This is a genomic window from Pseudomonas sp. LBUM1662, from assembly GCF_059695915.1.
In genome coordinates, this window is record NZ_CP166793.1 from 3,686,862 (window position 1) to 3,699,734 (window position 12,873).

The 12,873-nt window shown below is 60.2% G+C and carries 12 protein-coding genes; 3 read left to right on the forward strand and 9 right to left on the reverse strand.

Annotation, left to right across the window (positions count from 1 at the left end; all coding sequences use genetic code 11):
• The first annotated feature begins 261 nt into the window (after positions 1-261).
• The 3 genes from ACA049_RS16470 to ACA049_RS16480 are packed head-to-tail and all read left to right on the forward strand — an operon-like array spanning position 262 to position 5,737.
• Positions 262-1,506, forward strand: coding sequence for an exonuclease SbcCD subunit D C-terminal domain-containing protein (locus ACA049_RS16470; protein WP_497328375.1), 1,245 nt, complete (start codon positions 262-264; stop codon positions 1,504-1,506).
• Complete coding sequence (locus ACA049_RS16475; protein WP_497328376.1) at positions 1,503-5,144, forward strand: AAA family ATPase; 3,642 nt, start codon at positions 1,503-1,505, stop codon at positions 5,142-5,144. Before ACA049_RS16470 ends, ACA049_RS16475 begins: the two co-directional genes overlap by 4 nt.
• The gene (locus ACA049_RS16480) at positions 5,141-5,737 is read left to right on the forward strand and encodes a glutathione S-transferase (RefSeq protein ID WP_497328377.1); all 597 of its coding nucleotides are present in this window, start codon (positions 5,141-5,143) and stop codon (positions 5,735-5,737) included. Before ACA049_RS16475 ends, ACA049_RS16480 begins: the two co-directional genes overlap by 4 nt.
• Positions 5,738-5,767: 30 nt before the next feature.
• Here the strand turns inward: ACA049_RS16480 and ACA049_RS16485 are convergent, their stop codons facing one another.
• The 9 genes from ACA049_RS16485 to ACA049_RS16525 all read right to left on the reverse strand — a co-directional run bounded on the left by ACA049_RS16485 (position 5,768) and on the right by ACA049_RS16525 (position 12,686).
• Positions 5,768-6,025 carry a hypothetical protein gene (locus tag ACA049_RS16485; RefSeq protein WP_497328378.1) on the reverse strand — a complete coding sequence of 86 codons (258 nt, stop codon included), beginning with the start codon at positions 6,023-6,025 and terminating at the stop codon, positions 5,768-5,770.
• Entirely contained in the window at positions 6,022-6,234 is a 213-nt protein-coding gene (locus ACA049_RS16490; protein WP_497328379.1) for a hypothetical protein, read from the reverse strand. The genes ACA049_RS16485 and ACA049_RS16490 overlap by 4 nt, the downstream gene beginning before the upstream one ends.
• Before the next feature lie 115 nt (positions 6,235-6,349).
• Entirely contained in the window at positions 6,350-6,475 is a 126-nt protein-coding gene (locus ACA049_RS16495; RefSeq protein ID WP_255141673.1) for a hypothetical protein, read from the reverse strand.
• 210 nt (positions 6,476-6,685) lie between these two features.
• On the reverse strand, positions 6,686-6,865 hold the full coding sequence (locus tag ACA049_RS16500) for a hypothetical protein (protein WP_473656206.1): 180 nt from the start codon (positions 6,863-6,865) through the stop codon (positions 6,686-6,688).
• A gap of 155 nt (positions 6,866-7,020) precedes the next feature.
• Positions 7,021-8,196: a lactonase family protein gene (locus ACA049_RS16505; protein WP_497328380.1), complete on the reverse strand. Its 1,176-nt coding sequence runs from the start codon at positions 8,194-8,196 to the stop codon at positions 7,021-7,023.
• Positions 8,183-8,479 (reverse strand): DUF5629 family protein, encoded by a 297-nt coding sequence (locus ACA049_RS16510; RefSeq protein ID WP_497328381.1) that lies wholly within the window; start codon positions 8,477-8,479, stop codon positions 8,183-8,185. The genes ACA049_RS16505 and ACA049_RS16510 overlap by 14 nt, the downstream gene beginning before the upstream one ends.
• Positions 8,480-8,626: 147 nt before the next feature.
• Positions 8,627-10,207: an aldehyde dehydrogenase (NADP(+)) gene (locus ACA049_RS16515; RefSeq protein ID WP_497328382.1), complete on the reverse strand. Its 1,581-nt coding sequence runs from the start codon at positions 10,205-10,207 to the stop codon at positions 8,627-8,629.
• Between the two features lie 11 nt (positions 10,208-10,218).
• Positions 10,219-11,211, reverse strand: a complete 993-nt coding sequence (gene araD1, locus ACA049_RS16520) for an AraD1 family protein (protein ID WP_497328383.1) — start codon at positions 11,209-11,211, stop codon at positions 10,219-10,221.
• A gap of 152 nt (positions 11,212-11,363) precedes the next feature.
• Positions 11,364-12,686, reverse strand: a complete 1,323-nt coding sequence (locus ACA049_RS16525; RefSeq protein WP_497328384.1) for an MFS transporter — start codon at positions 12,684-12,686, stop codon at positions 11,364-11,366.
• Between the last annotated feature and the right edge of the window lie 187 nt (positions 12,687-12,873).

The following is a 12,873-nucleotide window of genomic DNA, read 5'->3' on the forward strand; positions in this document are numbered from 1 at the left end:
AACGAACCTGAATCCCGCGCCGCCCTCTAGGACGCCTTCGCGGGCAAGCCTCGCTCCTACAAGGGTCGTGTCGCCACCCGGTCCTGTAGGAGCGAGGCTTGCCCGCGAAGGGGCCCTTGAAATTGGAGTTGAGTTTGAGGCAGCCATCGCTGGCAACCAGTTCCCGCGGTAGGTTTGATATCGCTTTACCCGTAAACTCTCTCCCCTTTCGCCGCCATCATTTTCCACGCGGCCATTACCTTATTTCCTACGGAGTTCGCCTTGCGTCTGTTTCACACCTCCGACTGGCACCTTGGGCAGAACCTGCACGGCCAGGAACGCGATTTCGAGCACGCCTGCTTTCTTGAATGGCTGTTGCGCCAGCTGAAGCTGGACCAGCCTGATGTGCTGTTGATCGCCGGCGATATCTTCGACACGGTCAATCCGCCGGTCAAAGCCCAGGAACGCCTCTACGAATTCATCGTCAGCGCCCACGAGCAGCAACCGTTGCTGACCATCGTGATCATCGCCGGCAACCACGATTCCGGCTCGCGAATCGAACTGCCTGCGCCGTTGATGCGCCGTTTGCGCACCCATGCGCTCGGCCGGGTCTTGTGGCTGGATGACGGCCAACTGGATGCCGAACGGCTGCTGCTGCCGCTGCCGGATGCCAGCGGTGAAATTGCCGGCTGGTGCCTGGCGCTGCCATTCCTGCGACCTGCCGAAGTGACCGGCGCGCAGCTGGGTGACAACTACCTGCGCGGCATCGGTCAGGTTCATGAATGGCTGATCGAGGCGGCCAATGCCAAGCGCAAGCCGGGCCAGGCGCTGATTGCCATCAGCCATGCACACATGGCCGGCGGTTCGGTCTCGGAAGACTCCGAACGCAGCCTGATCATCGGCAATGCCGAAGCCCTGCCCGCCAGCCTGTTCGGGCCGAGCATCAGCTACGTCGCCCTCGGGCATTTGCACAAACCGCAGAAGGTCAACGGTGAAGAGCGCATCCGCTACAGCGGCTCGCCGATTCCGTTGTCGTTCTCGGAAATCGGTTATCAGCATCAGATTCTCGACGTCACGCTCGACGGCGAAACCCTGGTCAGCGTCGAACCAAAACTGATCCCTCGCGCGGTTAACCTGCAACGCATCGGCCCTGCACCCCTGGCTGAAATCCTCTTGCAACTGGCCGACCTGCCGAACATCGATTTGCTCGCCGACATCCAGCGCCAGCCGTGGCTGGAAGTGCGCGTGCGGCTCGACGAACCGCAACCCGACTTGCGCCACCAGGTTGAAACCGCCCTGCAAGGCAAAGCCGTGCGCCTGGTGCGCATCGCCGCCGAGTACGCCGGCAACGGCAGTCGCGAAGGCGCCGATGACGGCACCACGTTGATTGAACTGGACCAGCTCACGCCCCAGGAATTGTTCAGTCGCGCCTGGCAGGACAGCTACGGCAGCGAGGTCGATGAGCAGACGCTGAAGGACTTTGCCGAGCTGTTGCAGGATGTGCAGATGGAGAGCGAACAACCATGAAAATCCTCGCGATCCGCCTGAAAAACCTCGCCTCCCTGGCCGGACCTTTTGAAATCGACTTCACCGCTGAACCGCTGGCGAGCGCCGGCCTGTTCGCGATCACCGGGCCGACCGGCGCCGGCAAAAGCACCTTGCTCGACGCCTTGTGCCTCGCCCTGTTTGGCGCCGTGCCACGGTTGAGCAATGCCCAAGTGTCTGCCAAAGCGCCGGACGCCGACGGCGAAATCAGCACCGGCGACCCACGCACCTTGCTGCGACGTGGCACCGGCGAAGGCTATGCCGAAGTGGATTTTGTCGGCATCGACGGCCGTCGTTATCGCGCGCGCTGGGAAGCCAATCGCGCCCGGGAAAAGGCCGGCGGCAAGATGCAAATCAGTCGTCAGAGTCTGCGCGACATCGATCAGGATCAGTTGCTGGCCAGTCAGAAAGTCGAGTTCAAAACCCAGCTCGAAGCCGTGCTGGGCCTGAACTTCGAACAGTTCACCCGCGCCGTGCTGCTGGCCCAGAGCGAGTTCAGTGCCTTCCTCAAGGCCAACGACAACGAACGCAGCGAACTGCTGGAAAAGCTCACCGACACCGCGCTGTACACCCGCCTCGGTCGCCGTGCTTTCGACAAAGCTAAAGAGGCTCGCGAAGCACACAAGCTGTTGCAAGATCAGGCCACGGGCGTGACGCCACTGTCACCCGAAGCGCGAACTGAGTTGGATGAACGTTTCAAAGAGGCGCAGCAGCAACTCAAGACCCAGCAAGCGCAGCTCAAACAGCTTGAGTTGCAGCACACCTGGCTCAAGGAGCTGCGCCAGATACAAGATGACCAGCAGAGCGCCGTCGAGCAACTGACCGGCGCCCGGCAGCACTGGGAAAGCCTGGCCGGCGAGCGGTTGAAGCTGACGCGCCTGGAACAACTGGCCCCGCAACGGCACCAGTTCGCCCGCAAAACCGAACTCACCGCCCAGCTCACACCGCTTGCGGCGCAGATTCAGCAACACACCCAGCAGCAAGCCGAGTTGGACGAGCGCAAAGCGCAACTCGAACAGAGCCTGAGCGCTGCGCAGACTGCGCTGGTGGAAGCGCAAAGCCAACACACCGAAAAGGCTCCGCTGCTGCGACAGGCGTTTGAAGCGCAAAGCACCCTCGCCCGGCTGATCAAAGACGCCAGTGCGAGTGCAGAACTCAAGCAGCAGGCAGAACTGGCCAGCACTCAAGGGCAGAACACGATTCACGGCCTGCTTGAGCAACAGAAGCAGGTGGCTGCACGTCTGGAGCGAATTGCCGGGGAGCTTGAGCAAAGCACGCCCCTGGCACCGTTGAGCGAGGCGTGGAACGCTTACCGTGATCGCCTGCAACAGCTGATGCTGATCGGCAATCGCTTGAACAAGGGCCAGGCTGAACTGGCCGCCCTGGAGCAAAGCGCCACCCGCGCTAGCGAAGAACTGACGGCTCAAAAGCAGCACTTGGAAGTGCTCTACAAAGAGGCCGGCGCCGAACCCGAAGCCGTGGCCGAACAGATCCAGTTGTTGGGCAACCTGTTGCAGGACAACCGCAAACAACTGCGAGCGTTCGAAGAACTGACACGCCTGTGGGCCAGCCAGCAGGAGATCGACAAGCGCGGCGCCGAGCTCTCGCAACGCCAGCTCAGCGCTCAGCAGGAACGTGATCGCCTGACCCAGGACGGCGTGAAAACCAAGAACGACCTGGTGGTCGCCGAACAGACCCTGAGCGTCACTCGCGAACTGCTCGAGCGTCAGCGTCTGGCCCGCAGCGCCAGTGTCGAAGAACTCCGCGCACAGTTGCAGGACGATCAGCCATGCCCGGTCTGCGGCAGCCCCGACCATCCTTATCATCAGCCCGAAGCGTTGCTGCAAAGCCTCGGCCGCCATGATGAAAGCGAGCAGGCCAACGCGCAAAAAGCCGTTGACCTGCTCAAAGAAAAACTCACTGATTTACGCGGTGAAGTCGGCGGCTTGATCGCCCAGCAAAAGGAACTGTTGCAGCAGCAGGAACAACTCGCCATCCAGCAACAGGGCCTGACGCCGAGCCTCGAAGCGCATCCGTTGTCCACGCAGTTGCTGGCTCAGGACGCGAGTAAACGCGACGCTTGGCTGGCGCAGCAAAACAGCCAGTTGAACCAAAGCATCACCCAGGATGAACAGCGGCAAACCGCCCTGCTCACCCTCCAACAAGACGCCACTCGCCTTCAGCAGCAACTGCGCAGTGTCGAAGCAGCAAGCCAGCAAGCGACTCAGCACCTGAGCAATCAGCAGCGTGAGCTGAGCAGTGATCGCCAGCGTCTCGACGAAGAATTGGGCGCCTTCAGCACCCTGCTCCCGGCCGAGACGCTGGAGGCCTTGCGCAACGAACCGGCGGCGACCTTCATGCAGCTTGACCGGCAGATCGTCCAGCGTCTGGAGCAACTTGACCAACGACGCGATGAGCTCGGCGAACAGCAACAACGTCAGCAGACGCTGGAAAAAGAACAGGACCGGCAACTGGCTCGCATCCAGGCACTGGAAACGGCTCAACAACAGTTCAGCGTCCTCGCCGAGCAGCAACAGGCTTGCCAACAACAGCTGACGCAATTGCTCGGCGAACACAGCAGCGCCGAACACTGGCAGCAGCAACTGGACCAAGCCGTCGAACAGGCGCGCAATGCCCAGGCAACGGCCAGTCAGGAACTGCAAACAGTGCGCACGCGGTTGGTCGAACTGGCCGCCGAACTCAAAGCCAAACAAGAGCGCCTGCTGGCTCTGGAAACCGAAGACCGCGAACTGAGCGCGAAGATTGCCGACTGGCGTGCCCTGCATCCGGAGCTCGACGATGGCGGACTGGAAGCGCTGCTGAGCGTCGACGATCAACAGGTCAGCGAGCTGCGGCAGCACTTGCAGCAAAGCGAAAAAGCCATCGAACAGGCCAACGTGCGCTTGCAGGAACGCGATCAGCGCTTGCTCAATCACCAGGCGCAACACAACGGCAATCTCGACGCCGAGCAACTCGCCACGGCGCTGGCAGACCTGCAAAACCTGTTCGCCGCCAGCGAACACCGTTGCGCCGAACTGCGTGCCGAACAGGCCGAGGATCAGCGTCGGCAGAACGCCAATCAGGCCCTGGCGCAGCAGATCGCCGATGCGTACAGCGAGTATCAGCGCTGGGCCCGTTTGAATGCGTTGATCGGTTCCGCGACCGGCGACACCTTCCGCAAAATCGCCCAGGCCTACAACCTCGACTTGCTAGTGCATCACGCCAACGTACAGTTGCGGCAACTGGTGCGGCGCTATCGCCTGAAACGCGGTGGCAGCATGCTCGGGTTGCTGGTGATGGACACTGAGATGGGCGACGAGCTGCGCTCGGTGCATTCGTTGTCGGGCGGCGAGACGTTCCTGGTGTCGTTGGCCTTGGCCCTTGGCTTGGCGTCGATGGCCTCCAGCACACTGAAAATCGAATCGCTGTTCATCGACGAAGGCTTTGGCAGCCTTGATCCGGAATCCCTGCAACTGGCCATGGATGCGCTGGATGGCTTGCAGGCGCAGGGCCGCAAGGTCGCGGTGATTTCCCACGTGCAGGAAATGCATGAGCGAATTCCGGTGCAGATCCAGGTCCACCGCCAGGGCAATGGCCTGAGCACCCTGGAGGTGAAATGAATACGCTGTATTCGTTCCGCCGTTGCCCTTACGCCATGCGAGCGCGCATGGCGTTGCGCTATTCAGGCGTTGCGCTGCAGATTGTCGAAGTCAGCCTGAAGGCCAAGCCTGCCGAAATGCTCGCGCTATCGGCCAAAGGCACGGTCCCGGTGTTGAGTGTCGACGGTCAGGTGATCGATGAAAGCCTGGCGATCATGCACTGGGCCTTGGCGCAGAATGATCCGCAGGACTGGTTGCTCAAGGATGATCCTGCCGGGCAACAACTGATCGCCGCGTTGATCGAAGAGAACGATCAGGCGTTCAAGGTGCATCTGAATCGCTACAAGTACGCCGAGCGTTACCCCGAGCAGCCGATGACGTTTTATCGGACGCAGGGCGAGGTGTTCTTGCGCAAGCTGGATGAATTGCTGGAGGGGCGCGACTACTTGTTGACTGACCACCCGAGCCTCGCGGATGTGGCGTTGATGCCGTTCATACGGCAATTCGCTCATGTCGATCGCGAATGGTTCGGGCAGACGCCTTACGTGCGGTTGCAGGCGTGGTTGCAGCGGTTTCTGGAGTCAGAGCTGTTCACCGCAATCATGAAGAAGTAACCAACCTCTGCGCTCCTACAAGGGGCGGTGTCAGGCGAATACTTCGCACATTTCAAGAACGGAACAATCAACCTGGAACGGCCCGAAGAAATCGTCTTGGCGTTTCATGGGTGGATTTCCGGCCAGCAGGCCCAGCGCTTTTGCGGTTTCGATGTTACGCGCAAGGTTGTGATTGGCTTCGATGGACCGCGCAACGGACCCCGCCGAGCCCTGCCCGATCCCCAACAGTGAAGCGCCATTGGTCATGAACGCCAGAAAGGCGATGACCCAGAGTTTGCCTCCTTTCATGCCCCTGCCACTCCCGCCAAGTCGTCGTGATCGACCCCTGCGTTTTGGGCGCGGTGTTCGAACTGGATGGCGGGATAAGCGACCTGAACGGGAGCTTCAAACGTGTGTTGCGATTGCGCCGAAATGCTGACGACCAGTACCAGGGCCACGTAAAGACCTATGGCCAGGTAGGCGCCGTATTTGGCAGAAGTGAGGATTGAGCTGGCCATGGTGATCTCCGTGGGCATGTTTCAGAGCCCACAGAATCGATCAAAAAAGCTGTGACAACCACTCAGGGTTTTCCATAGTAACCATCAGCTTCGTTAATCATTAAGCCAGTCTATTTCAGTCTTCAATAAAACTCATCAAGCGCTCACGGGCCGCATCCGGCTCGTCTGGAACGGGCTGGGCAGCCGAAAGAATGGGGGTGGAATAGAGAAAAAGAAGAACCACTGCCAGACGCATCGCCATGCTGTCGATCCTTGTTATCAGATAAGGAGTCAAAAACTCAGCGTCGAATCTAAACGCATGGCTATGTGATATCAAGCGCTTGATTGATGGCAATGTGATGCTGTCGTAAACGCGTTATGCAGGAGCGACATCACTCAGGTTTCTCGACGCTGTTCAGCCCGATCGACGCAAGTGACTTCGCTCCTGCATAAAAGGTGCAGGGCTTGAATTTCAGGCTTGGGTCTTGTGATCCAGTGCCGCGTAGAAGTTGGCGCTCTGTTGCAGGTATTTCTGGGTGTAGCTCTGGGTGTGGGATTTTTTGTCGCTGATTTCAACGTTGGCGCTGGCTGGCAGAGCAACGGTGGCAGAGATGGCGGATGCGGCGATGATGGAGAAGAGATTGAAGTTCATGGCGGTATTCCTCGGATTCAGTTGGCTTGCTTGCCCGGTGGGGCCGTGAAGCAAACTTAACCTTCGAGGTTGGCGCCTTGAAATCTTTTGTAGCATTAGCAGATATCAGTCTCATTAATACAAGGGTGCAGGCCCCATCAACCGGGGCCTGCGGCCTATTGACGCACCAGGAACTTGAGGTCGCTCGGGGCATCCATCGGCAGTTTCTGCACGGTTTTACCCAGCAGACCGCTCTTGGCATCGCGTTCGACGACGACAATCTGGTTGCTCTTCTGATTGGCAATCAGCAAGAACTTGCCACTCGGATCAAGGCTGAACTCGCGCGGGTGATCACCGTCCACCGAACGACGCTGCAGCTCCTTGAGGTGGCCGCTCGCAGAGTCGATAGCAAACACCAGCAACTGATTGGCGGTGCCACGGTTGCTGACGTAGAGGAACTTGCCATCAGCCGATGCGTGCAGTGCCGCGGCAGCCTTGTCGGAGACCGGCTGACCTGCCGCCAGATCGACCATTTGCGTTTGCTCGAGCTTGCCGTCCTGGTAATCGAACACCGCGACCTGCGCGCTCATTTCCATGGTCAGCCAGGCGTGTTTGCCATCGGCGCTGAACAGCAAATGACGCGGCCCGCTGCCGGCTGGCATCGCAACTGAGGCCGGTGTGGCGGCTGTCAACGGCAGCTCCGGGTTGGACTTTGGATCGAAGCGGTAGACAAAGACCTTGTCGGCACCCAGGTCGTTGGAGAACACGTACTTTCCGTCCGGCGATGAAACCGTCGAATGCACATGCGCCGACATCTGCCGCTCGGGATTGACCCGACTCGCCGGATGACTGCTCATCTGCACCACAGGTTTGAGCTTGCCGTCGGCGCCGACCGGCAACACCGCCAGTGTGCCGCCCGGGTCTTCAACCACCGAATAATTGCTGACGAACAAGTGACTGGCGTCACCGCTGAGGCTGGAATGCGTAGGCTCGTTGCCCAGGCTTTGCACCTGATTGATCAGGCTCAGTGCATGGGTCTTGGGGTCAATCGCATAACTGCTGACGCGTCCGACCGGGTCTTTCTGTCCCGGGCCGTTTTCGTTGACCACGAACAGGCGCTGCTGATCGTTGGAAACGGTCAGCCAGGACGGGTTTTCACTGGTGACCACTTGCAACGGCTTGGGGTTGATCTGGCCTGTGGCGCTGTCGAAGTTCAGGCGATAAATCCCCTGACTTTGCCCCGCTGTGTAGGAACCGACCAGCAATTGATAGTCGTCGGCCGATGCTGCCTCAATGCCCATCGCGCCGATGCTGCCGGCCATCAACAGTGGCCAGAGCTTATGCATCCTCATTCCCTTCTTCCTCGTCGTCATCACCGCGGAACGCGGTCATGCACACCAACCGGTGTTCGCCGGAAGCACCGGTGATCAGCCAGCTTTGCAGGGTTGAATCGAAGGTCGCGGCCTCGACCTCGGCGGGAGTGAATTCCCAGTGCTTGGACACGCGGCCGTCGAGGAGCTCGATGTGCAGATTGTCGTCTTCATCGAGGGAGAATTCGAAGGCGTGCAGCCCGTCGATTTCCACCATATCGCAGTGTTCGAGGGTGGAGATCAAGGTGTCGGTTGCGGCAGTCATGGCAGTCAATCTTTGAAGGGAAAGACGCAATGATAGCTCAATGTGGGAGCGGGCTTGCTCGCGAATGCGGAGTGTCAGTAGACACATGTATTGACTGATACACCGCTTTCGCGAGCAAGCCCGCTCCCACAGGGGGGGGCTCGGCTGTTAGAGAGCGTCGCGGGAGGGTTTGCCGTCCACCAGGCGTTGGATTCGCAGTGGGTTGGCGTTCTTCAACGGTTCTGGAAGCAAGCTGTCCGGATAGTTCTGGAAACACACCGGCCGCAGGAAGCGATCAATCGCCAACGTGCCCACCGACGTGCCGCGCGCATCGGAAGTCGCTGGATACGGCCCGCCGTGGACCATCGAATCACAGACTTCAACACCCGTCGGATAGCCATTGAGCAGGATCCGCCCAACCTTTTGCTCAAGCAATGCCGTCAACTCGCTGAACTGTTCGAAGTCCGCCGGTTCACCAATGATCGTCGCCGTCAGCTGCCCGTGCAGGCCGTTCAACGCGGCACTGAGTTGTGCCTGATCCGCGACTTCGACGAACACCGTGGTCGGACCGAACACTTCTTCCTGCAGCACTTCATCGCCATTGATCAACAGGCTGACGTCAGCCTTGAACAACTGCGGTTGCGCCTGATTGCCTTGCTGCGGGCTGCCAGCCAGATGCTCGATGCCCGGGTGAGCGAGGAGTTTTTGCAGGCCTTTGCCATAGCTGCTCAAGGTTCCGGCGTTGAGCATCGTCTGCGCCGGCTGATCGCCGATGAGCCCCGCCATCTGTTGCACAAACGCGGTGAATTGCGGCGAGCGAATACCGATCACCAGACCCGGATTGGTGCAGAACTGTCCGCAACCCTGCACCACCGAAGCGGTCAGTTCGCGGGCGACGGTGTCTGCCCGAGCGTCCAAGGCCTGCGGCAACACGATCACCGGGTTGATACTCGACATCTCGGCGAACACCGGGATGGGTTGTGGACGTGCGGCGGCCATGTCGCACAACGCGCGGCCACCCTTCAGCGAACCGGTAAAACCGACCGCTTGAATCGCCGGGTGCTTGACCAGCGCTTCGCCGACTCCGCCGCCGTAAATCATGTTGAACACACCGGCCGGCATGCCGGTTTTTTCCGCTGCGCGAATCAACGCATCAGCGACCTGTTCAGCAGTGGCCATATGGCCGCCGTGCGCCTTGAACACCACCGGGCAACCGGCGGCCAGCGCCGATGCGGTGTCGCCGCCCGCCGTGGAGAAGGCCAACGGAAAGTTGCTCGCGCCAAACACTGCGACTGGCCCAAGACCGATGCGGTATTGGCGCAGGTCCGGCCGGGGCAGCGGTTGGCGATCCGGCAATGCCTGATCGATTCGAGCGCCGTAGAAATCGCCGCGACGCAGTACTTTGGCGAACAGACGCATCTGGCCGCTGGTGCGCCCGCGCTCGCCTTGAATACGTCCGGCAGGCAATGCCGTTTCACGGCAGACAACCGCGACAAAATCATCGCCCAAGGCGTCGAGTTCGTCGGCAATGGCATCGAGAAATTGTGCGCGACGTTCCGCGCTCAGGCTGCGATAAGCCGGGTACGCTGCGGCGGCGGCCTTGGCGGCGGCATCGACTTCTTCAGGTGTCGCCTGGAAGAAATCATGAGGCAAGGCTTCGCCGGTGCTGGCGTCGACACTTTGCAGTTTGACGGTGCCGGCAGCGCTGCGCTGGCCGCCAATGTAGTTGTGACCAAGAATCTGGGTCATGCGTGTCTCCTTTAAAGGGTGCCGACGGTGCCGGGCTCGAACGCTGCTTCAACCGGTGCAATCCCGTTGATCAACGGCGCGCCGAACTCGGCCTGACTGATCTCGAACACGTCACCCGGTCGGGTGCGAATGCCGTCGGCAAAGGACAGGGTCGCGGTGCCGAAGAAGTGGATGTGCACGTCCCCTGGACGCAGGAACTGGCTGTACTTGAAATGGTGGTACTCGAGGTTTTCCAGGCTGTGGCACATGTTGGCCTCGCCGCTGAGGAACTCGTTCTGCCACAGCACTTCACCGTCACGCAGGATGCGGCTGGTGCCGGCCAGATGCTGCGGCAGTTCGCCGACGCGAAGTTCCGGGCCATAGCTGCAACTGCGCAATTTTGAATGCGCCAGGTAGAGGTAATTCTTGCGCTCCATCACATGGTCGGAGAACTCGTTGCCCACCGCGAATCCGAGGCGATACGGCTTGCCGTCGTGGCCGATGACGTAGAGGCCACTGAGTTCGGGTTCTTCACCCGCGTCTTCGGCAAAGGGCGGCAGCGGGAACGGGTGGCCCGGACGCACGACGATGCTGCCGTCGCCCTTGTAGAACCACTCCGGTTGTACGCCGGCTTGCCCAGCCGCCGGTTTACCGCCCTCCACGCCCCATTTGAAAATGCGCATGGTGTCGGTCATCGCGGCTTCGTCGCCGGCCTGCTGGTGCATTTTGTCGCGGGCCGAAGCGCTGCCGAGATGGGTAAGGCCCGTGCCGCTGACCAGCATGTGCGCCGGGTCCGGGTGATCCAGCGGTGGCAGGATTCGCAATTGGGCCAGCAGCTCTGCGTAATCATGGCTGATGCCCAGGCCCAGGTTTTTCACCTGCTGCTGCAGATTGACGCCCGCCTCGATCGCCGCCAGGGCCAGATCACGGACAGTGCGCGCATCCTGCACTTCGCGGATCAGCCCCTCCTCGACGACGCCTACGCGACGCTCGCCGTTACTCAGTTCGAACTGCACTAAACGCATGGATTTTCTCCTGTAAACAAAACTAGAAAACACCGCAAAGCTAATGTGGGAGCGGGCTTGCTCGCGAAGGCGGTGTGTCAGCCAACATCAATGCTGAATGTTCAATCGCATTCGCGAGCAAGCCCGCTCCCACAATGGATCGGTGTGAATCTTCAGGTACGGGTCGCACCGCGCGCACTGGCGGCAAACTGGTCCGCCGACAGCACATGCTTGCGCTCCAGCAACCGATACACCACACCCGTCAACACCAGTCCGAACACCATCACCCCTGACAGGAAATACAGCCCCGAGGCCAGGTTGCCGGTGTATTCCTTCAGCGCACCGATCACGAATGGGCCGATGTAGCCACCCAGGTTGCCCACCGAGTTGATCAACGCGATCCCCGCCGCCGCACTCGCCCCGGCAAAGAAACGACCGGGCAAGGTCCAGAACACCGCCGTGCAGGAAAACAACGCAAACGCCACCAGGCACAACGCCGCGAGTTGCAGCACCGGCACCGTCAGCCAGGCACTGAGGAACAAGCCGATGGCACCCAATACGTAAAGCACCGCCAAGTGGCCGTAGCGATCATTCAAGCGGTCGGAACTGCGCGGGATGATCAGCAAACCGATGATCCCAAAGATGTACGGCACCGATGACACGAAACCGGTCACTAGATCGGTGCCGCCAAACTGTTTGATCAACGTCGGCAGCCACAGGCCCAGGCCATAAATGCTCAAGGTCACCGGCAGATAAAACAGCGCCAGCAGCAACACGCGTTTGTCTTTCAGGGCATGCAGCGGATTGCCGTGGCGGGTCTGGCCGTATTCCTCGAGGTCTTTTTTCAGCTCGCCGGTCAGCCAGTCTTTCTCGGCCTGGTCCATCCATTTCACCTGTTGCGGGCCATCAGGCAGGTAACGCAACACCGGCCAGGTCAGCAGGATCGCCGGGGTGCCGATCACGATGAACAGCCACTGCCAGCCGTGCAGGCCGAGGATGCCGTCCATGCCGAGCAAACCGCCGGACACCGGGCCGGTGATCATCATCGCAATGGGTTGGGACAGGATAAACAGCCCGAGGATCTTGCCGCGATGGCGAATAGGGAACCATTGGGTGATGTAGTAGAGGACGCCCGGGAAGAATCCGGCTTCGGCCGCGCCGAGCAGAAAGCGCATGACATAGAAGCTGTGCGGCCCCTGGACGAAGGCCATGCCGATGGTGATGGCGCCCCAGGTGACCATGATCCGCGCGAACCAGCGCCGGGCGCCGAAGCGGTCGAGCATCAGGTTGCTGGGGATTTCCAGCAGGAAGTAGCCAATGAAGAACAACCCTGCGCCGAGACCGTAAGCCGCATCACCCAGGCCAATGTCGGCGCCCATGTGCAGCTTGGCGAAACCTACCGCGGAGCGATCCACATAGGCGATCAGGTACAGCAGGATCAGGAAGGGAATCAGTTTCAGCGTGATGCGACGAATAAGCCGCAGTTCCTGGCTCATGAGATCGGTCTCCGATTGTTGTTGTTATAGAACCTCGGGGGACGCCTCTCGCGGAAAACCGCCAGGGCCATCCCTCCGTTGAAAGCGACTATATAGTAATACTAATTACCCAACAACACTTCCAAAGAGACGAAATTGCGCTTATGTTACGCCTTAGCTCGAACAATATAGTCATACAATAAGAGAA